The 19,787-nt window shown below is 71.0% G+C and carries 16 protein-coding genes and 3 pseudogenes; 12 read left to right on the top strand and 7 right to left on the bottom strand.

Translation table 11 applies throughout. From position 1 onward, the window contains the following. Positions 1-41 precede the first annotated feature (41 nt). Positions 42-383: a hypothetical protein gene (locus IE98_RS52230; protein WP_324605755.1), complete on the top strand. Its 342-nt coding sequence runs from the start codon at positions 42-44 to the stop codon at positions 381-383. On the opposite strand, the pseudogene IE98_RS42235 reads toward IE98_RS52230, so the two are convergent. Then, a pseudogene (locus tag IE98_RS42235) lies at positions 349-1,082 on the bottom strand (IS5 family transposase). The gene IE98_RS52230 and the pseudogene IE98_RS42235 overlap by 35 nt on opposite strands. 489 nt (positions 1,083-1,571) lie before the next feature. On the opposite strand from IE98_RS42235, the gene IE98_RS0109305 reads away from it, so the two are divergent. From IE98_RS0109305 to IE98_RS0109295, 3 genes are all read left to right on the top strand, one after another. Further along, the gene (locus tag IE98_RS0109305) at positions 1,572-2,099 is read left to right on the top strand and encodes a hypothetical protein (RefSeq protein WP_159400864.1); all 528 of its coding nucleotides are present in this window, start codon (positions 1,572-1,574) and stop codon (positions 2,097-2,099) included. A 476-nt stretch (positions 2,100-2,575) separates the two neighbouring features. Further along, positions 2,576-4,015 (top strand): RICIN domain-containing protein, encoded by a 1,440-nt coding sequence (locus IE98_RS0109300; RefSeq protein WP_030267186.1) that lies wholly within the window; start codon positions 2,576-2,578, stop codon positions 4,013-4,015. A 711-nt stretch (positions 4,016-4,726) separates the two neighbouring features. Continuing rightward, on the top strand, positions 4,727-5,512 hold the full coding sequence (locus IE98_RS0109295; protein WP_030267184.1) for an IS5 family transposase: 786 nt from the start codon (positions 4,727-4,729) through the stop codon (positions 5,510-5,512). Here the strand turns inward: IE98_RS0109295 and IE98_RS50670 are convergent. Continuing rightward, positions 5,478-5,639, bottom strand: a complete 162-nt coding sequence (locus IE98_RS50670) for a hypothetical protein (protein ID WP_234443465.1) — start codon at positions 5,637-5,639, stop codon at positions 5,478-5,480. The genes IE98_RS0109295 and IE98_RS50670 overlap by 35 nt on opposite strands. A 128-nt stretch (positions 5,640-5,767) precedes the next feature. Beyond that, entirely contained in the window at positions 5,768-5,959 is a 192-nt protein-coding gene (locus IE98_RS50665; RefSeq protein ID WP_234443464.1) for a hypothetical protein, read from the bottom strand. A 308-nt stretch (positions 5,960-6,267) separates the two neighbouring features. On the opposite strand from IE98_RS50665, the pseudogene IE98_RS46115 reads away from it, so the two are divergent. Continuing rightward, positions 6,268-6,432: pseudogene (locus IE98_RS46115) on the top strand (pirin family protein); the annotation flags it as partial. Positions 6,433-7,200: 768 nt separating this feature from the next. Continuing rightward, complete coding sequence (locus IE98_RS50660) at positions 7,201-7,929, top strand: ATP-binding protein (RefSeq protein WP_267882328.1); 729 nt, start codon at positions 7,201-7,203, stop codon at positions 7,927-7,929. A gap of 67 nt (positions 7,930-7,996) precedes the next feature. Here IE98_RS50660 and IE98_RS0109270 read toward each other — a convergent pair whose 3' ends face one another. Then, positions 7,997-8,278, bottom strand: coding sequence for a MerR family transcriptional regulator (locus tag IE98_RS0109270; RefSeq protein ID WP_106976547.1), 282 nt, complete (start codon positions 8,276-8,278; stop codon positions 7,997-7,999). Positions 8,279-9,390: 1,112 nt separating this feature from the next. On the opposite strand from IE98_RS0109270, the gene IE98_RS0109265 reads away from it, so the two are divergent. Continuing rightward, positions 9,391-9,585 (top strand): hypothetical protein, encoded by a 195-nt coding sequence (locus tag IE98_RS0109265; protein ID WP_030267172.1) that lies wholly within the window; start codon positions 9,391-9,393, stop codon positions 9,583-9,585. A gap of 1,363 nt (positions 9,586-10,948) precedes the next feature. After that, positions 10,949-12,187, top strand: coding sequence for an IS256 family transposase (locus tag IE98_RS0109255; RefSeq protein WP_030267169.1), 1,239 nt, complete (start codon positions 10,949-10,951; stop codon positions 12,185-12,187). A gap of 51 nt (positions 12,188-12,238) precedes the next feature. Here IE98_RS0109255 and IE98_RS46100 read toward each other — a convergent pair. After that, positions 12,239-12,475: pseudogene (locus IE98_RS46100) on the bottom strand (transposase); the annotation flags it as partial. Positions 12,476-12,537: 62 nt separating this feature from the next. On the opposite strand from IE98_RS46100, the gene IE98_RS0109250 reads away from it, so the two are divergent. From IE98_RS0109250 to IE98_RS0109235, 4 genes are all read left to right on the top strand, one after another. Continuing rightward, complete coding sequence (locus IE98_RS0109250) at positions 12,538-12,945, top strand: hypothetical protein (protein WP_030267166.1); 408 nt, start codon at positions 12,538-12,540, stop codon at positions 12,943-12,945. Positions 12,946-13,127: 182 nt separating this feature from the next. Continuing rightward, positions 13,128-13,535, top strand: a complete 408-nt coding sequence (locus tag IE98_RS0109245; RefSeq protein ID WP_030267164.1) for a hypothetical protein — start codon at positions 13,128-13,130, stop codon at positions 13,533-13,535. Next, positions 13,535-14,908, top strand: coding sequence for a lanthionine synthetase C family protein (locus tag IE98_RS44390; RefSeq protein WP_052390316.1), 1,374 nt, complete (start codon positions 13,535-13,537; stop codon positions 14,906-14,908). Before IE98_RS0109245 ends, IE98_RS44390 begins: the two co-directional genes overlap by 1 nt. Before the next feature lie 56 nt (positions 14,909-14,964). Continuing rightward, positions 14,965-18,117, top strand: a complete 3,153-nt coding sequence (locus tag IE98_RS0109235) for a lantibiotic dehydratase (RefSeq protein ID WP_030267155.1) — start codon at positions 14,965-14,967, stop codon at positions 18,115-18,117. A gap of 128 nt (positions 18,118-18,245) precedes the next feature. On the opposite strand, the gene IE98_RS0109230 is transcribed toward IE98_RS0109235, so the two are convergent. Together IE98_RS0109230 and IE98_RS0109225 are read right to left on the bottom strand one after the other, a co-directional pair. Further along, positions 18,246-19,445 carry an RNA polymerase sigma factor gene (locus IE98_RS0109230; protein WP_199922887.1) on the bottom strand — a complete coding sequence of 400 codons (1,200 nt, stop codon included), beginning with the start codon at positions 19,443-19,445 and terminating at the stop codon, positions 18,246-18,248. After that, positions 19,445-19,786: a YciI family protein gene (locus IE98_RS0109225; RefSeq protein ID WP_030267149.1), complete on the bottom strand. Its 342-nt coding sequence runs from the start codon at positions 19,784-19,786 to the stop codon at positions 19,445-19,447. Before IE98_RS0109225 ends, IE98_RS0109230 begins: the two co-directional genes overlap by 1 nt. Between the last annotated feature and the right edge of the window lies 1 nt (position 19,787).

Here is a 19,787-nt window from a genome sequence, read left to right as displayed (position 1 = left end):
GTCAGGTCCTGTCCGCCCCGCGCGGGCCGGAGATGCCGGCGGTGCCCGAGGACAAGCCCTCCGAGCGGGCCGGCCGGGCTCCGGTTCGGTCGGCGGTGGCCCGTTCGGTGGTGCCGGTGCGCCGAAACGGACTGGCCGCGACCGCGCTGGCACCGGACTACCAGAGGATCGTCAACCTTCTGGCAGACCATCAACGATCGGGCTCGGGCGGGGCGATGGGCTGCCAGGAGATCGCGGCCGCGCTGGGGCTGGACGTAGTTGCGGCGAAGGTCGAAGGAGTGCGGTCGAAGGCGAAGCGCCTGGTCGAGCGCGGCTGGGCTGGCCGAGGACGTGCCGGGCCGGGCCGGTTCAGCATCGCCGGCGGGCCAGGCGACGGCTCATGACCATGGTCATCGACCACCAGATCATCGCCTCGGCGGTGTCGGTGCGGGCCTCGTAGTCCCGCGCGAGGCGGCGTGAGCGCATCAGCCACGCGAACGTGCGCTCCACCAGCCACCTCTTCGGCAGCACGACGAACCCGGTGGTGTCGTCACTGCGCTTGACCACCGTCAACGCGATCCGCCAAGCATTCGCGGCGAGGTCGACCAGGCGACCGGTGTAGCCGCCGGGAGGGTTCGGGCGGCGTCGCGGTCGGTGACGGACGCGGCGGTGACCACCACGGCCAACAGCAGTCCGAGGCTGTCCACCACGATGTGCCGCTTGCGCCCCGGGACCTTCTTCCCGCCGTCGTAGCCGGACGTGGCCCTCGGCACCGACGCGGCGGCCCGCACCGACTGCGAGTCGATGATCCCCGCTGTCGGCTCCGGATCCCGCCCGGCCGCCTCGCGGACCCTCCCCCGCAGACGGTCGTGCAGTTCCTTGATCAAGCCCTGGTCGCGCCAGCGCCGGTAGAAGGCGTAGACCCGGTCCCACGCGGGGAAGTCGACGGGCACCGCCCGCCAGGAAATGCCGCCGGCGACCAGGTAGCGCACAGCATCCAACATCTGCCGGTGGCAGTAGCCTTCCGGCTGCCCGCCCCGGCCCTCCAGCCACCCCGGCACAGGCAGCGACGAACGAACAACCGCCCACTCCTCATCCGTCATGTCCGACGGATACCGCCGCAGCCTTCCGGACGATCGGCCGTGTTCCCGTACACGTGCGCGAGGCAATCACACGATCGGGCAACCGAATTGGACTCCACCAACTCCCGCACGGAAGACTGCGACACCAGGGCCTCCTGGAACCTCGACCGGCTTCGACAACCTTCGAGCTACCAAGAGGCCCTGTCTTCATGCACCGACCGGCCGACGATCACCCCAACGAGACTCCCGTTCGATCGACACGTCCCACGATCGGTCCGACAACGGCTTCTCACATCACTAACGCAGTTTCAGGGCCTGGATTGCCGACACCCGGGAGCCTCGTCAGGGCCGTCTCCTCGAGGTCGTCGCCTGTGGGACCGACCCGGGTGCGGGCCGGATGTCGTGGGTGCAACTGAGTGCGTGCTTCGCGCGTCCGTCCCGTTCGTGACGATACATTTGATACCCGCGACACGGTTCGGCCGGGTCCTGGCTGCGGGCACCGTCGGGCCGGTGCTGGCCGCGGTCCTGCTGTGGAACGTCCCGCTGGCCGGGCAGTGGCGGGGCGAGCCCGCGCTCGCGCAGCTCCTGGCGCAGTCCCCGCCCGGGCCGGGGCCCTGGGAGAGCTACCCCAAGGGCATGGATCTGCTCGAATCCGGGCTCGATGAGCAGGACTCCCGGAACTTCGTGCTCCACGGCAGCGACTTCCTACGCCACGGCTTCTCGCAGGGCATCAAGCGGTTCGATTCGCCGACCTGGGCTTGGCTCTACACCCACCGGCGCCGCCGGTCGCAGAGCGACAAGCCTTGGACCTACCAGTCGTTCCGGCCGACCGGCAGCTCCAAGGCGGATGACCAGTCCTACACCTGCCTCATACAGGACAAGACCTTCAAGGAAGAGGGATGCCAGGCCTGGTACGGCGAACTCCGCTACGGCCAGTACGTCGTCGACATTGCTGTGCTCGGTCGGGAACAGGCGCCCCATGCCCTCGGGCTCCTCCAGCAGGCCGTGCGCGCCACCGACGACCTCATGCCGGAATAGTTAAGTGTGGACCGTGTCGATCACCTGCCTCATCTGCCAAGGGAGTGGGCCGCCGAGTACCGCTAGGCGCCGACCGGTCCGGCGATCACCCCATCGAGACTCTCGTTCGATCGCCAAGCTCCTTGATCGGTACGACAACGGCTTCTCAGACTTTCCCGGCACATGGGGGCAATTGTGCCTTTTTTGGCTTGAACTGTTGACAAATGGTTGATTTGGTTTGAATCTGTTGCATCCGAGCGGTCGCTTCGTTGGCGCCACCAGGTCGACACGGCGCCGGGCCGGGGTGCTCCCCACGAGGTAGGCGGCCCGGGAGGACCCGCCCCATCCGGAGGCACCGCCGGGACGCTCCCGTCCGCTCGGCATACACCGTCCCTGCAGCGGCCTGACGGCCCACCTCTTCCTTCGGGCGTGATCGCGCAGATGCCCGCCCAGCGGATCGCTCACACATCCATTCAGATGACGCGAGGTCCACAACCATGCCGCGGCTCAGAGCCACCCTGTTCACCGCCCTGCTCACCCTGTTTCTGCCGCTGCTCGGCAGCGCGGGCACCGCGCACGCCGCCCAGGTGACGATCCCCAACGGTGTGCAGTTCACCGACACCACCGGCGCCGTGCTGCACGCCCACGGCGGCGGCGTCACCAAGGTCGGCCAGTACTACTACTGGTTCGGCGAGAACCGCAACGCCGACAACACCTTCAAGGCAGTCTCCGCCTACCGCTCGACCGACATGAAGACATGGGAGTTCAGGAACAACGTCCTGACCCCGGCCAGCAACCCCGAGCTGGCCACTGCCAACATCGAGCGCCCCAAGGTCATCTACAACGCCACCACCCACAAGTACGTCATGTGGATGCACAAGGAGGTGAGCGCGACCGACTACAGCCAGGCCCGGGCCGCCGTCGCCGTCTCCGACACCATCGACGGCAACTACACCTGGCAGAGCAGCTTCCGGCCGCTCGGTGAGATGTCCCGTGACATCACCACCTTCGTGGACACCGACGGCACCGGCTACATGATCTCGGCGTCCAACAACAACGCCGACCTGCACATCTACCGGCTGACCGCCGACTACACCGGCATCAGTGCACAGGTGCAGAGCCTGTGGAACGGCCAATACCGCGAGGCGCCGGCCATGTTCAAGCGCAACGGCGTCTACTTCCTGCTGACCTCCGGCGCAACCGGCTGGTGGCCCAACCAGCAGAAGTACGCCACCGCCACCAGCATCAGCGGACCATGGACCGCGCTGGCCGACGCCGGTGACCGGACTGCTTACGGCTCGCAGACCGCCTTCGTCCTCCCCGTCCAGGGCACCGCGGGCACCTCCTACCTCTACATGGGCGACCGCTGGGGCGACTCGATCGGAGGCAAGGTCAAGGACTCCCAGTACGTCTGGCTCCCGCTGTCCTTCCCCACCAACACCACCATGGTGCTGCCCTGGTACCCCCAGATCGCCATCGACACCGCCGCGGGAACGCTCAACGGTGCGGGCGGCGGCCCCTACTACAACCTGGTTGCGCGTCACAGCGGCAAGTGCGTGGACGTCGGGGACAACTCTGCCGCCAACCTTGCAGCCGTCATGCAGTGGAGCTGCAATGGCGGTCTCAACCAGCAGCTGAGGTTCGTGGATGCCGGCGGCGGCTACGTGAAGATCCTGGCCCAGCACAGCGGCAAGTGCCTCGATGTGTCCGGCGCGTCGACCACGGACGGAGCAGACGTCATCCAGTACGATTGCGGCAGCGGCGACAACCAGCAGTGGCTGCTGGAGGATCAGGGTAATGGCTACTACCGCCTCGTCGCCCGGCACAGCAGCAAGTGCCTGGATGTGAAGGACGCCTCTCTCGGCGACGGCGGCAAAATAATCCAGAAGAGCTGCGGCGCCGGCGCCAGCCAGCAGTTCGAGCGGCGGTCCGCCTGATACAGGACGACAACCATCGCCCGGCGGGTGGCACCGCTGCCGCCCGCCGCGGCCACCCGAGCAACGCCAGCGGCAGCCGGGACGATGTTGCCATCCGGGAATGGCCCTGTGAGGCTCCGCCCGGGAGTGTCATGAATTCGGAATCCTGATAGTCCCCTCCGCCCGGCCGCCGCTAGGCCGGCAGGAGACCATCTGTTGGGCGAGAGACGGCGCGGGTGGTGAAGTGGTTTTGGCCGGCGTCCTGTCCGGTCTGGGGTCGGGCATGATCAAAGGGCCGTAAGCCGTTGCGACTCGGTCAGGGCTCTTTGGGCCTGGCCGCAGTGTGGCCGAGTGGCCCCGCGTTCTTACTCGACCCGGGTCCCGGTCCGGGCAGGACGCTCCTATGGCCTGTCAAGGCCGCGGAGTGCAGTGTCGCGAGAGAGGGAGAGCGCGGGTTGTAACTAGCCGTTGCTCTATCGATCTTGGTGATCGTGAGTTCGATTCTGCCGACTCGGTCGGGTGATCTTCTGGTCGGCAGGGCATGAAAGTGAGGCCTCCCGCACAGCTCGTGGGTGTCGAATCCAGCCGAGCAACAGGAGGCCCCTGGTGCCGCAGTCTTCCGTCTCCGTGACGTTGCCGTCCAACTCCGCACCCCTGTCGTGTGATTGCCTCGCTCGCCGGTTCGGGAACGCCGGGGACCGCCCGCACAGGCGTCCGAGGTACCCCTCGGACATGACCGACGCGGAATGGGCAGTCGTGCGCGACGCGATGCCCGTGCCCGCCTGGTTGGAAGGCCGCGGCGGGCAACCGGAGGGCTACTGTCACCGGCAGCTGGTCGACGCCGTGCGCTACCTGGTCGCGGGCGGCATCGCCCGGAGGACGGTATCCGCGGACTTCCCCGCATGGGACCGCGTCTACGCCTTCTTCCGGCGCCGGCGGGACAAGGGCCTGGTCGGCGAGTTCCACGACCGGCTGCGCGACCGGGTCCGCCGGGCCGCAGGCCGTGAGCCGGAGCCGACCGCCGGGATCATCGACGCGCAGTCGGTGAAAGGGGCCGCGTCGGTGCCGGCGGCCAGCCGGGGGTTCGACGGCGGGAAGAAGGTGAACGGCCGCAAGAGGCACATCGTGGTGGACACCCTCGGGCTGCTGCTGGCCGTGATGGTCACCGCGGCATCCGTCACCGACCGCGAGGCAGGCCGCACGCTGCTGGAGCGGCTGCGTGAGCGGCGGCACTGGCGCATCTCGCTGGTGTGGGCCGACGGCGGCTACACCGGATGCCTGGTCGACCTCGCCCGCGATGTCCTGCGGATCGCGCTGACGGTGGTCAGACGCACCGACGACGCCACGGGCTTCGTGGTGCTGCCGAAAAGGTTGCTGGTGGAACGGACGTTCGCATGGCTGATGCACTCACGCCGCCTGGCCCGCGACTACGCGACCCGCACCGACACCTCCGAGGCGATGATCCGGTGGTCGATGAGCATGGTCATGAGCCGCCGGCTCGCCCGGCGAGCACGCTGAACATCCCCGGGCGCTCCTCGGCCAGCCAGCCCCGCACGGCCAGGCGCTTCACCTTCGGCCGCACTCCCTCCACCTTCGCCGCGACCACCTCCAGACCCAAGGCCGCCGCGAGCTGCCGACAGTCCATCTCCTCCCCGCTCCCCGCCAGGACCTCCACGAGCCGCTGATAGTCCGGCGCCAGCGAGTCGAGAGCGAGCCCTCCCCTCCAGGCGGGAACCACCGGTCCGGGCACCGCACCGGCGACCGCGCAGGCCGTTAACCGGCCACCCCGGCCGGCGGCGCCTCCTCACCTGCAGGAGGTTCTGCCAGGACTTCGGCCACCGTCTGACGGACGATCACGAACCGCTCCCACGCGGCTTCCGCCTCCTGCAGCTCGGCCTGCAGGCCCTCCGCCCGCTGCCGAGCAGCACGCTCACGCTCCTCCAACAGCCCCATCACCGACGGCATCCGGCACCTCCACCGAAGAGACGACACGACACCTCGTCTCTGCTACCGAGGCGCCGCACTATGCCTGACCAGCGGAAAACATCCGTCACTATCGGAAAGACAAAGGCTTCTAACGGATCGTGTACTCATGTGGGCACCTCGGCCACCGGTTCTCGGGATGCTCGCACCGCTTGAAGAAGGAACCCATGCCGCGGACGAGGTTGGTGGTCGCCATGGTCGATCTCGCTCCCGGGTGACTTGCTGACCCTTTGCTGACCCCGGATGGTCGATCAAGCCCCTGAACTGCGAGGAAACGTCAGAACCGTGCTATGTGGTGGAACTTCATCGGCCGATCCGGCGAGGAGATCGTACAGGCACGAAATGATTGGGAGCAGAGCTCGCGGTTCGGCGAGGTGCACGGCTACGACGGCGCCCGACTGAGCGCCCCGGAGCTGCCGCCGCTCCCCCTGAAGCCGCGTGGCCGCGTGCGCTGACCTGAAGATATTTACATACCAGGACATGCGCGGAGGGTCGCAGGATCGATCGGCGAGTACGCGCCGGACGCCGGCCGCACCGACCGCCCAGCAACCCTGCGGACCCGCCCGGAGCACCCGTCCGCCAGGAGCCTCCGGCCTCATGTGCGACCGGGTTTCGCAGGGTCTGGTCGGATCAATGCCGACCCGCCGACCTTTCTGACCAAGCGTCATATAATTGGTCTATACCTATAAAGGTGTGGACGGGTGCGCATACCCGCATTGCGGCGGTCGACCCAGCAACAGTCAGCCGCGCACAACCCTTGACCTATCCCAGCAGGACCAACGAGCCCTTCAGCATCATTGCCGACACTGACCCCCATCGAGCGGACCGGCCGCTGCCCCCTCCCCCGACGACGATCTCCCCCGCAGGGCATCGGGCAGTACCACGAAGGCGGCGGTGACGACGCCGCATCCACCGCCCGGCACGCAGGTCCCGGTGGGGGTGCTCCCGCCGCCGGTGGCGGCCAGGACCTGCGGGTCGGAGGCGTTCGGCAGGGACGAGTACGTGCTGTGCAGCCTGACCTTGACGCTCGTCCCGACGGTCACCCGGACGGTGGTGCCGGCGGCACACTCGTCGAGGGTGAGCCGGCCGGCCGTCGCCGTGCTGCCGCCGGACGGGCCCGCAGCCGGGTGGCCTGACACGGAGCAGCCCGCGGCCGCCGCGGCGCCGGCGAGCAGGACGGCGAGCAGGCGTGCGGCGCGGCATCGGCGGGGTGCGTCGGGTCGGTGCGGTGGAGTGCGCACGCTCCCACCTTCTCTCTCTGGTGGCCCGCATGCAGGGACGACCGCCGAGGGCAGGCCGGAGGGCCTGTCCCCGGCGGTCGCCGGGTTGCCCTGCGTCAGGAGACGTTGAGGGCGGTGTCGTCGATCACGAAGCTGGTCCGCAGCGAGGAGTTCGAGCAGCAGATCACTCTGGAAGAGTTCGACTACGCGGCTTCTCCGAAGCTGCCCGCGGCCCAGATCCGCGACCTAGCCGCCCTGCGCCGGCTCCATGCCGGCGAGTCCGTGATCTTGTTCGGCTCCGTGGGCGCGGGCAAGACACACGTCGCCCAGGCCCTCGGCCACCTCGCCGTCCGACAGGGCGCGAACGTCCGCTTCGCCAGGGTTGCGGGGCTGCAGCGCCCCGGGCCCTTCGCGCGCGGCGTGGCCGGTCGCGGGGTGAGCATCGGGCGGCCGGTGCCAGCTGTAGTGGGGGGGCGCGGTCCGGCCGACGAAACGATGCCCGGGCCCGGGCCCACGCCCGCGGGGCAACGTCATGACCCGGGACGAACGGAAGTGGATGAACACCGCAGCCATGAACTCCAGGCCGCGGCGAGGCATCGTGGCCGGCTGGCCTGGTTCCCGCCGATCCGGCCAGGTACCGCGCCGCCACGATGCTGGACCACTCGACAACTCCGACCGCACTCGGAGGCGGCGGGCCGGTGTGGTTCCCACTCCCGGGGCGGCCTGCGGTGAACGGCATGCGCTCACCGCGGACCGGTCCCGCCGGCCAGGGCGGCGGCCGGGGCGGGCGTGGAGTGGGTCAGGTGTCGGCTTCCGGCTCCTGGCCGTGCCGGGAGCGGCGAAGCTCTTCGTTGATGCGCAGGGCCTCCTCGAGTTGGTCCTCGAGGATGACGATGCGGCAGGCGGCGTCGATGGCGGTGCCCTGATCGACGAGGTCGCGGGCGCGCATCGCGATGCGCAGCTGGTAGCGGGAGTAGCGGCGGTGTCCGCCGTCGGAGCGCAGTGGTGTGATGAGGCCGTGTTCGCCGAGCGAGCGTAGGAAGCCGGGAGTGGTGCCGGTCATCTCGGCGGCGCGACCCATGGTGTAGGCGGGATAGTCGTCGTCGTCAAAAGAGTTGGGGGTGTCGGGGGTGTGCGGTCGAATGGTTGCCGTGGTCACTGCACCTCTTCTTGTCGGGGGTCGGGGACGCGTCGAGGGGCCCCGGGAGTGTTGCGCTCCCGGGGCCCCGAAGGGTTTTACACCATCTTCCGACCCTTTGGCCGGGTTCCTTGTGTCCGCACGGCCCCGGGGGATGGGGCGTGCGGGGATCGCGTATGCGTGACCGGAAACCACCGTCCTCGTACTCACAGGGGGTCTGCGGTGTCCGCCCGGGTGAAGACCTCACGGGCCGGGCGATCCTGATGGCGCTCTGTCCCTCCATTCCTCTGCGTACCGACCTGTACTGATACTGCAAACTGCGGGCACTGCGAACTGCCGGGTACTCGAAATGCGGGAACCGCTCGGTGCTGCTCTCTCACGAGGTACTGCTCGGCACTGCTGAACTGCGAACCACTGGTACTGCGAACTACCCTGTACTGCTGTGGCGGTCCCGAGGGTCCGCCACTGTCCGGCAGCCAGCCCCGTCGCCCGTCCTGCTCACCTGCTCGGCTCGGAACCCCACTGCCCGGACCTCCCAGCACGCACGCCGGCAGCCCGGCGCCTTTGCTGGGATACCGCGTCCTGCGACTGCCGGTACCTGAACTCAACTTCACCTGCTGGTAATGCACCTTCTGAACTGCGATACCGCTCCAGCAGCCCCTGATACCCGCGGGCCGCCCGGCCCGGCCGCCGGCCCTGTCGCCTTACTGCACCATCCCTGGCTTCAGAACCCTGCCACCGTGCCGAACTGCGAACTTCAGTCCTGCTGCCCGCCAGTTCGTGTCTGGCGGGTACCTCCAGACCTCGACTACGAGAGAAACACTAGCCACACCATCGGGCAATGTCTACTCCAGCGAGCACAGATTTTTCCGCGCATGCCGAGGAGGTATCCTCCCTCCGGCGTGAGAGGCGGCCCGCCCGCCACAACCGGAGGGATGCGACCGGAGCCGCGGCCGCATCACACGACGGAGGAAGCCGCATCAGCCGCGTCCAGCAGCCCGGGGCCGCGAACGAACGGAAGGCCGGTAATGGAAGGACCTCAGGCAGAGCCCGCGGTGCGCACACCCGAGCCACACACCCGGGCATCACTGACGGCCGCCATCACCGGAGCCGACCACGACCGGGACCAACGAGGCCGGCGCCGACTCCTGGCCCGCTTCGCCGAACAGGCCACCACCGCCGACCTGCCCGCCCTGCGCAACGCCATCGGCACCACCCGCCACCACCGCGGCCACCCGCCCACACCTTGACAGCCAGTCCCGGCAGCGCACTGCCCCGACCGGAAAGGCAGTGGCAGCATCACAGCTCACCCGCGCGGATCGACGATTGCGCCCCACCCCCGGAAGCAAGCTCGACACCGCGGGCGATCCTGGACAGCAGCTCACCAAACACCGCGTGCAGTGGCGTAACGAGTCGCCCTGGATTGAGCTGGTGCGGCTGCCCGACGGTGCGCTGCCCGGGAGGGGTGCCCGGCGGTGCGCTTCTCGGACTCGGGAAGGCACCCGGGGCCACTGTCGGCTTCGGCCCGGCATGCACTGTCACAGACGCATCAGAAGCGCTTTCCGCCGGGCACCGCTGTCGGAGTCGAGCCACCGGATCAGGCTCGGCGGCAACGGAACTGCGCACGGCCTGCACGGAGCCCCGCCCGGCGAGTGCCCGGTTCCGTGGCACGTGGCGCATCCGGGGTCCTTGGTCGCCAGCAGGTGCCCGCTGGTTGCCCTCACCATGATCAGTTTCCCCTCGTCGGCTCTGGCCATCGGCGACTGCCCGCATCGCGTTACCCGGACAGCGGGTCGAGGATCGGGGGATCGACGCCGATCCTTGTCGAAAGCTCCGCAGGGCAATGACGCTAGGTGGCATACGGACGAAAGCCCTGGTTGCAGCGCTTACGCAACGTTGTCGGCACAGGTGCCGACAACCGCGGTCGATGCCGTCGCTGTGTCAACGGCGCCACGTGCGGCCGGTCGGGTTGCGGTGGGCCGGCCGCTCCGGGCTCGCGCTGCGGCCGACGCCCGAGTGTCAGCAGGCTTCGGCGGCACGCTGGTCCTGGGTGAGGTAGGACCACACGAGGTGGGGCGGCTCCTGGAACAGGCCGCCCCACCCGTGCTCGGTGGCCTCGCGCGGCTCCATCCGCGGCTGGTCGTGGTCCAGGTCCCATCACGGCCCACGCATCGTTGAGCTGGCGGGCGTCCACAAGCTGTCCGCCGCGCATCCGCTCGATGGCGTCGCCGGTGATGACCCGTCCCCGGTCGGTGGTCCGGCCCACGCCCGAGCCGACGTCGCCAGAGGGCCTCAGGCCGGCGGCGACCAGTGGCGGAACGGTTCTGCCGTCGGCGGGGTCCTGCAGTCCGGGCGGTAGCTGCGGGGTTTGCGGTGCTTGCCCACGGGCTGGTCCTCCAGAACGACGGCCGGGGCCGGTCCCCGGGAAGGTGTCGCCCATCCAACGAGAACGCCCGCCTATCGGCATTCGGAATGGTTGCGTCCAGGGAAGTGGTGTACGGGTTCCACCCGTACCGGGGGTTTCGTCCCGGTGATGGGTGTCGCCTGAGAACGTAAGACGGCCACTGGCTGATTCTTCGAGAACGACCAAGCTCTTGAAGGAGTCACAGCACGATGACCGCACCCGACAGTCTGCCCTTTGCCGCCCTGCTGGAGGAGAACCTGGCCTCGGCGAGTCCCGACTTGTTGCGGGCGATGGTGAAGACCTTCGCCGAGGCGATGATGTCCTCCGACGTCGACCGGGCCTGCGGCGGCGAGTACGGCCGCCCGAGCGAGGAACGGGTCAACTCCCGCAACGGATACCGGAATCGGGACTGGGACACCAGGGTCGGCACGATCGACCTGGCCATTCCCAGGGTCCGCTCGGGTTCGTACTTCCCGAGCTGGCTTCTGGAGCGCCGGCGCCGGGCCGAGCAGGCGTTGGTCAGCGTGGTCGCGACCTGCTACCTGCTCGGCGTCTCGACCCGGCGGGTGGAGAAGCTCGCCGAGAGCATGGGTGTCACCCAGCTCTCCAAGTCCCAGGTCAGCGAGATGGCCAAGCACCTCGACGAGCGGGTCGCCGAGTTCCGCAACCGCCCGCTCGACCAGGGCCCCTACACCTTCGTCTGGGTCGACGCGCTCACCCAGAAGGTCCGGGAGGGTGGTCGGGTGGTCAACGTCCACTGCCTCGTCGCGGTCGGCGTCAACAACGAGGGCCAGCGCGAGGTCCTGGGCCTGGACGTCACCACCAGCGAGGACGGCGCCGGCCGGCTCGCCTTCCTCAGATCCCTGGTCGCCCGCGGCCTGGGCGGCGTCAACCTCGTCGTGAGCGACGCCCACGCCGGGCTGGTCGACGCGATCGGCGCGACCCTGCCCGGGGCGTCCTGGCAGCGGTGTCGAACGCACTACGCGCGCAATCTGCTCTCGCAGGTCCCGAAGTCCGCCCAGCCCTGGGTCGCCACCCTGCTGCGGACCGTGTTCGAGCAGCCCGACGCGGGCGCGGTCCGCAAGCAGATGGCCACCGTCATCGCCACGCTCGACGAGCGATTCCCCAAGGCCGCAGAGCACTTGGAGAGCGCCCGCGAGGACCTGCTGGCATTCGCCGTCTTCCCCAGGACGGTCTGGAAGTCGATCTGGTCGAACAACCCGCAGGAACGGCTGAACAAGGAGATCCGCCGTCGCACCGACGTCGTCGGGATCTTCCCCGACCGCAGCTCTGTCGTCCGTCTGATCGGCGCGGTCCTGGCCGAGCAGAGCGACGAATGGGCCGAGCAGCGCCGCTACATCGGCTCCGAGATCCTCGGCCGCTGCCGCCTCCACCCGATCGGGGGAGAAACCCCCGACGAGACCATCACCACAGCCCTGACCGCCTAGCCTGAAACAGGATCACCGAGTGGCCGTCGATACACCACTCCAGCGGACGTGACCCGCAGTGGTCCAGTCCCGCAACCTGCGCCAGGCCGTCACCCCGGAGCAACCAACGACCTGACTCGGTACGTCGCGCCAGGCAACGCCCTTGCCTAGGACGTGGACGATGCCAGCCAGCGCGACCCGGTCGGGCACCGGGAGCCGCCCGGGATGGCGGTGTCGGCGCGCGGGTCGCGCCGGCAGCAGCAGGGCTATCCGATCCCACAGCTCGTCCGGGACAAGGTTCGCGGTCACGACCCGGAAGCATGCCAGAGAACCCGGTTGAGCCCTTCGAGTCCGCTCGACATACTCCCCGAATGACCAACACTGGGACCGAAGCCGCACAGCAGGGATGGGACGGACCCTGGTACCGCGTCCGAACGGATCGGTTCGAGGCGTCGTTCCTGCCCAACGCGGGCGAACCTCTGGACGGCATCTGCAACGTCGACGTCGAGGTCCGGCTGACAGCGGACGGCTCACGCTGGAGCGTGACCGTGTTCACGCTTGCCGAGGTCGAACGCATCATGGAGAGGTGGTCCCACACCGGCGAGGCGCTGGATGGCCGCTACTTCTGGTGCTCTGATGGCCTCATCGTTCGGGATCCCGGCATCGACAGCATGACCCAGGTGCTGGTCGGTCTCCTCGACGACGGCGACTTCACACAGGTTCTCCAGCGGCTTGATACGAAGGACCGTCCGACGCCTCATTCTGAAACAATCAGTTGACGCCTCCCGGCAGTGTGAGTCGACCCACCGGTGGCGGAGGGTGACGGCCGTCGGGAACGGAGCGTCACAATGTCACGGAGAGTCGCCTCCTGCGGTGTCGTCACCCGCTTGCAGGCACCCGTCGCGGTGCCATAGTGGAAACGAGTGAACATGCTCGGCAACCAGCCCTAGAAGGTTGCGCCATGAACGACAGGCAAGTAGACGCCACGATCAGCGACGACCAGTTCGACCTGGACATCCGGGTCAAGGTGGTCACCAAGGCCGTCGACCGGTTCTCCGCCGACGCGGGCGAGACGGCGAGTTGCGCCAGTACCTGCGGGGACGAGTGCACCAACAGCTGCGCCAGCACCTGCGGTGAGGAGTGCACCGTCGTCAGCCTGCCGGCGGCCGACGCGGCCGGCGAGACGGAGACCTGCTCGACCTGCGGCTCGTGCACCTCGGAGTGCGACACGGTCCCGGTCCGGTTCTACGAGGACCACTACGTCCTGGAGGTCAGTCAGGTCCGCGCCGACGGCATCACCCGCAGGGTCGCCGGAGAACACGTCGTCCGCCGCGTCGAGCGGGAGCCCCGGTCGTCCAGGGAAGACTGATGGCCGTAGCGGCGCAGCAGGCGACCGCCTGGGAGCCGGCGGTCCGTGACGCGCGGACCGCGGTGCGGGTCCGTGACGCGGCGGTGGACGTCCTCTCCCGGCTGCGCGATCCCGGATCGGCGGAGGCCGCTGGCCGGGCCGGTGCGCGCCGGGGGCGGCCGCGGTGGACGCCGTACAGCACCGCGCAGGGCGCCGGCGGCCTCGCCCTGGCCTTCGGGCACCTCGACCGCTGTCTGCCCGGCCAGGGCTGGGACCTGGTGGCCCACCGTCACCTCGCCCGCGCCGTGGAGGGCACCGCGCGGGACCCCGTCACGACCCTGGGGCTCTTCTCCGGGCTCGCCGGAGTGGCGTTCACCACCGCCTACCTGGCCGACGGCCGGGGGCGGTACCGTGCGCTGCTCGGCGACCTCGACGACAGCCTGTACACGCGGATCCCCCGCAGGCTGCCCGCCGTCGACGGGCGGGGACTGGCGGTCGGAACCTTCGACGTCGTCTCCGGCTGGACCGGTGTGGCCGCCTGCCTGCGGGTCCGGCCGCCCGGCCCGGACCGGGACCGCGCGTCGGCCACCCTGCTCGGTTGGCTGGCCGACCTGTGCCGGGCCTGCCCGGACCCCGACGGGCTCCCCGCCTGGCACACCCCGCACGCCCTGATCGCCGACGAGGCGATGCGTGCGAGGTACCCGGGCGCGGTCGCCAACTGCGGTCTGGCGCACGGCATCACCGGTCCCCTCGCCCTGCTCGCCCTCGTCCACGCGGACGCCCGGGGCCCGGTTGTGCCGGGACACACCGAGGCGATCCGCCGGGCCGCGTCCTGGCTGGCCGCACGGCACGTCGCGGACGCCCGGGGCGGCGGCTACCCGTCGGTCGTCGCGTACCCACCGGCGGTCGAGGAGCCCTCGGCCGCCGTGCCCGGTGAACGGGCCCCCGCTCCGACGCCGGCCCGCGACGCCTGGTGCTACGGCAGCCCGGGTGTCGCCCGCGCGCTGTGGCTGGCCGGGACCGCCCTGGGTGACTCCGGCCTCACCGCCGCGGCCACGGCCGCGCTGCGCGCCGCGCTGGCGCGCCCGATCGCCTGGCGTCGCGTCGACTCGCCCGGCTTCTGCCACGGCGTCGCGGGTCTGCTGCAGGTCACCCTCCGTTTCGCCGCCGACACCGGGGACGGGGCGATCGGCGCCGCGGCGCACGGCCTGGTCGACCAGTTGCTCGGCGAGTACCGGCCCCGATCACCCTTCGGCTACCGCAGCGTCGAGCCCGACGGCACCCGTGCGGACCGGGTCGGCCTCCTGGAGGGCACTCCCGGGATCGCCCTCGCCCTGCTGGCCGCCACCACCCCCGAACCGCCCGCCTGGGACCGGTTCTTCCTGCTGTCGTGACCCGCCGCCCACCGCCATGACCACCCACCCGACACCATGACCACCCACTCACCGCGATGACCACCGACGACTCCCGGACTCCGGGCGCCCGGCGACGGCCGTCCCCCGGGGCGCGGAGCCGCTACCGCGCCCTCGACTTCGTCATGATCCGCGCCCCGATCCTGCCCGTCACCCGATACCCCGCGGCCGACGCCCCCGGGCCGGAGCCCGCCACCGCGTGCGTACGGGCCGACGCGCTGGCGCGGTGCGCCGTCGCCGTCTCCTCGCTGCCGCTGGCGGCCGCGCTGCGGCGCCCGACGGCCACCGAACGCGATCGGCGGCGGCTCGAGGCGAGCCTGCTGCGCTACCTCGTCCGGCTCAGCACCCGTCCCACCCCGTTCGGGCTCAACGCGGGCGCCGCCGTGGGGCGGTGGGGGCCGACCACCGACGTCCGACTCGCCGACGACCGGCCGCCCGAGGTCCACGCCCGGCTCGACATGCACGCCCTGCTGCACTTCGTCACCGACCTCGAATCGGCCCCGCGGATCCGCCGGGCGACCCGGGTCATCACCAACCCGGCCGTGCTGCACCGGGCCGGCCGGGTCACCCTCAGCGGCGTGGAGGCGCCGCGGACGGCGACCGGTGGTGAGAACGTCACCCTCCGCGCCACCGGCGCCGTCCTGCGCGCCCTCGCCCTCGCCCGCACCCCGATCAGCCACGCCGACCTCGCCGCCGAGCTGCTGCGCACCGTCCCCGGAGCGACTCCCGGCAAGGTCGACGACCTGCTCCACCGGCTGTGGCGGCACGCCTTCCTCCTCACGGACCTCCACCCGCCGCTGACCCACCTCGACCCTGCCGGGCACGTCCTCGACCACCTCGGCCGGATCCCGGCGGCCGCCGCCGCCCACGCCGACCTGGCCGCGCTGCTCGCCGCCATCCAGGACTGGCGGAAGCAGCCCCCGGACGCCGGCGCCGACACCTTTCCGGCGCTGGCCGACCACGCCCGCCGCGTCACCGGTCTCGACACCGGCACCCCCGTCCAGGTCGACACGGCACTGCCCCTCGCGGCCGGGACGGTGTCCCACCGGGTCGCCGACGCCGCCGTCCGGGCCGCCGACCTGCTGCTGCGTCTCACCCCCTTCCCGGACGGGCTGCCGCACATCACCGCGTACCGGCGCGCGTTCGAGGCCCGGTACGGAACCGCCCGCGACGTGCCCGTCCTCGAACTCCTCGACCCCGTCACCGGGCTCGGCACCCCGTCCCCGACCACCGTGGTCGCGGCCCTCGACACCGTCCGGGCCGACACGCTGCTGCGCCTCGCCACCGAGGCGCTCCACGACCACCTGACCGCCGTCGACCTCGACCAGGACACCCTCGACCGGCTCACCCTCCGGGACGTCGCCCCCGCCCGGCTGCCCCTGTCGCTCGACCTCTACGCCATGGTCGCCGCCCCGTCGGCCGCCGCCGTCGACGCGGGAGACTTCCGGCTCGTGGTCGGCGCCAACATCGGCGCGGGAGCCGCGGGACGCAACCTCGGCCGCTTCGCCGGCATGCTCCCGGGAGCCGTCCCCGCCCTCGCCGACGTCGCCGCCGCGGAACGCACCCTGGACCCCGACCGCGTCCTCGCCGAACTGGTGTACCTGCCCGAGAAGACCCGCTCCGCCAACGTCGTCGTGCGCCCCACCGTCCGCGACCACGAGATCGGTATCCGGACGAGCGCCGAGGACGGCCCGGCCCGCTACGTCCCCCTCGACGAACTCGCCGTCCGGATCAGCGACGGCAGGCTCGCCCTGATCTGGGACGACGGCGGGGCCGGCCCGGACCCGGGGGCGGACGGCACCGGAGAGCGCGTCCCACGCGCCGTCCGGGAGGTCACCGTCTGCTCCGGGCACATGCTCAACCACAGCCGGGCCCCCGCCGTCTGTCGCTTCCTCGCCGACCTGAGCCACGACGGCACCGCGCAACTCGCCGGATTCGACTGGGGCCCCGCCCGCCACTTCCCCTACCTCCCCCGGGTCACCTGCGGCCGGATCGTCCTGCGCCCGGCCCAGTGGCGCGTCGACCACCTCCAGGCCCGGCGGCTCACCGGGAGCCCGGACGGCTTCTCGGCCGCCTTCGACGCCTGGCGCCGCCGCTGGCGCGTGCCCCGCCACACCTACCTGACCAGTAGCGACGAGGCGGCGGACCACCGCCTCCTCCTCGACACCACCGGACGCTCCCACACCGAGGAGATCCGCCGGGCCCTGACCCACCTGCCGCCGGGCGGCGCCGTGATCCTCCAGGAGGCCCTCCCCGGTCTCGACGACGCCTGGGCCACCGGGCCGGACGGGCCCCGCATCGTGGAACTCGTCGTCTCCATGACACGCCGCACCGCCACCCCGCCCTCGCCACCGCCCCGCCCGCACCACGCCCCCGTCGCGCGGGCCGACCGTCTCAGGCCCCCGGGCAGCGACTGGACCTACCTCAAGCTGTACGGCGACCGGCAGGAGGAGGACGCCCTGCTCGCCGGCGCCGTCCGCGACATCGTCGCCTCCCTGGCGCACCACACCGACCGCCGCTTCTTCCTGCGCTACGCCGACCCCGAACCCCACCTGCGGCTGCGCCTGCGCGGTGACCCCGCCCGGCTCGTCCCGGCCCTCGGCGACTGGGCCGCAGCCGTCCTCGCCGACGGGTGCCTGACCCGGTTCGGCTTCGACGTCTACGACCGCGAGGTCGAACGCTACGGCGGCCTCACCGCCATGGACGCCACCGAGGCGCTCTACACGGCCGACAGCCTCGCCGTACTCGACCTGCTGGCCCTGCGCCGCACCGGCCGGCTGCCGCTCGACGACACGGCGCTCGCCGTGCTCAGCATCGACGACCTGCTGGCGGGCATCGGCCTGGACGAACGGGCCCGGCTGCACCTCTACCGCCGCCGGGCCCGCCACGAACGCCTCGCCGGCGCCGAATTCCGCGCGCGCAAGGCCGAGTTCTGCGAACTGCTGAGCACCCCGCCGCCGCCTCCGGTCGCCGACGTCCTCGCCGAACGCCGCCGCCTCCTGGCCCCCGCCGCCGCCCGGCTCACCGACCTGCACCGGCGCGCACTGCTCGGCCGCCCGCTCCTCGACCTCTGCGACAGCTACGTCCACCTGCACTGCAACCGCCTGCTGGGCCCGAGCCCCGCCGCCGAACGCGCCGCGGTCGAGCTGCTCCACCGCACCCGCCAGAGCCTGACCCTGCGCGCCGGGTGACCGGGCGGCAGCGCGAGGCCCACCCGCGTGCGCAGGGTCTGCGTGCCGGCGCGGGTCGCCGTGTACCGCGGAGCGACCCCCACGGACAGCAGCCGGCCTGCGGGGAGTCCTCCGAAGGAGGCGCCGGCTCAGCCGAGTCGGTCGCGCCGGGCTATCAGGAAGGTCCGTTCCGCCTCGTTCCCGGTGAGCCGGGCCGCGGCTTCGAGGGCCCGACCGGCTTCCCGTGTCCGTCCGAGGCGGGCGAGGAGGTCACCGCGGATCGCGTGGAACAGGTGGTGGTTCCCGAGATCCAGGCCGTCGACCACACGAAGTGCCGCCTCCGGGCCCTCGACCTCGGCGAGTGCGACCGCGCGGTGGAGTGCGACCACCGGGCCGGTGTCGAAGTGCGCGAGCCGGTCGTAGAGCGCGAGGATCTGCGTCCAGTCGGTGACGGGGTCGGTGTGCACGGCGTTCATGGCGGCCAGGAGCTGGTAGCGGCCGGGCCGGTTGCGGCGCAGGCAGGAGCGGACGATCGTGCGGCCCTCGGCGACCAGGGCGGCGTTCCACAGCGAGCGGTCCTGGTCGGCCAGGCGGACCAGGTTGCCGTCCCGGTCGGTGCGGGCATCGCGGCGGGCCTCGATCAGCAGCATCAGCGCGAGCAGCCCTGCGGCCTCCGGCTCGTCCGGCATGAGTTCGACCAGCAGCCGGGCCAGGCGGATCGCCTCGGCGCACAGGTCGGCGCGGGCCAGATCGGTGCCGGAGGTGGCGACGTAGCCCTCGTTGAAGATCAGGTAGAGCACCGCGAGCACCGCACCGAGACGGTCGGGCAGATCGGCATCCCGGGGCACCCGGTAGGGGATCCCGGCATCGCGGATCTTCGCCTTCGCCCGCACGAGGCGCTGTGCCATCGTCGGTTCGGGCACGAGGAAGGCACGGGCGATCTCGGGTGTGGTGAGCCCGCCGAGCAGGCGCAGGGTGAGCGCCACTTGCGCGGGGATCGCCAGGGCCGGGTGGCAGCAGGTGAACACCAGCCGGAGACGGTCGTCGCGCACGGGTCCCTCGTCTGCTCGTTCGTCCGGGCCGTGGAGCCGTTGTGCCTCGGCGTGCTTGTGCGCACGGACCGATTCGCGGCGCAGCTCGTCGACGGCCCGGTTGCGGGCAGTGGTGATGATCCAGCCGGCCGGGCTGGGCGGCATTCCGTCGACCGGCCAGCGCTGCAGGGCAACGGCGAAGGCCTCGGCGACGGCGTCCTCGGCCGTGCTGATGTCGCCGAGCCGGCGCACGAGTACGGCAACGGCTCTGCCGTACTCGGCGCGGAACACGGCCGCGATCTGCTGCGGTGTCGGGATCAATACGGTTCGACGTCCTGGAACGGGCGGACTTCGATCGGGAGCGCGGTCGCGGCGGATGCCTTGCGGCCCCACTCCAGTGCGACGTCCAGGTTGGGTGCGGTGATCACCCAGATCCCGCCGACGTGCTCCTTGCCCTCGGCGTAGGGACCGTCCGTGAGCATGCCGTCGGCGCGCACGACCGTGGCCGTGCCGGGCGCGTGCAGGCCGCCGGTGAACACCCAGGAGCCGCTTTCGCGCAGTTCCTCGTTGAGCCGGTGCAGATCGGCCTTGATCCGGTCCATGGCCTCGGGGTCGGCCTCGCCTTCGGGCTGGTAGATCGAGAGAAGGTAATTCCCCATG

The organism is Streptomyces sp. NRRL B-24484, from assembly GCF_000717715.1.
In the GTDB taxonomy this organism is placed as follows: domain Bacteria; phylum Actinomycetota; class Actinomycetes; order Streptomycetales; family Streptomycetaceae; genus Kitasatospora.
Note: the sequence above shows the minus strand (reverse complement) of the source record. Positions and strands in the feature narration are given on the sequence as shown.

Bases quoted from the DNA above. Each gene is read 5' to 3' on its own strand.
- IE98_RS44390 (WP_052390316.1), top strand. From the start codon at position 13,535: ATGGCCGTAGCGGCGCAGCAGGCGACCGCCTGGGAGCCGGCGGTCCGT.
- IE98_RS0109250 (WP_030267166.1), top strand. From the start codon at position 12,538: ATGACCAACACTGGGACCGAAGCCGCACAGCAGGGATGGGACGGACCC.
- IE98_RS0109295 (WP_030267184.1), top strand. From the start codon at position 4,727: ATGACCGACGCGGAATGGGCAGTCGTGCGCGACGCGATGCCCGTGCCC.
- IE98_RS0109300 (WP_030267186.1), top strand. From the start codon at position 2,576: ATGCCGCGGCTCAGAGCCACCCTGTTCACCGCCCTGCTCACCCTGTTT.
- IE98_RS0109225 (WP_030267149.1), bottom strand. From the start codon at position 19,786: ATGGGGAATTACCTTCTCTCGATCTACCAGCCCGAAGGCGAGGCCGAC.
- IE98_RS0109255 (WP_030267169.1), top strand. From the start codon at position 10,949: ATGACCGCACCCGACAGTCTGCCCTTTGCCGCCCTGCTGGAGGAGAAC.
- IE98_RS0109270 (WP_106976547.1), bottom strand. From the start codon at position 8,278: ATGGGTCGCGCCGCCGAGATGACCGGCACCACTCCCGGCTTCCTACGC.
- IE98_RS0109235 (WP_030267155.1), top strand. From the start codon at position 14,965: ATGACCACCGACGACTCCCGGACTCCGGGCGCCCGGCGACGGCCGTCC.
- IE98_RS50665 (WP_234443464.1), bottom strand. From the start codon at position 5,959: ATGCCGTCGGTGATGGGGCTGTTGGAGGAGCGTGAGCGTGCTGCTCGG.
- IE98_RS0109245 (WP_030267164.1), top strand. From the start codon at position 13,128: ATGAACGACAGGCAAGTAGACGCCACGATCAGCGACGACCAGTTCGAC.
- IE98_RS50670 (WP_234443465.1), bottom strand. From the start codon at position 5,639: ATGGACTGTCGGCAGCTCGCGGCGGCCTTGGGTCTGGAGGTGGTCGCG.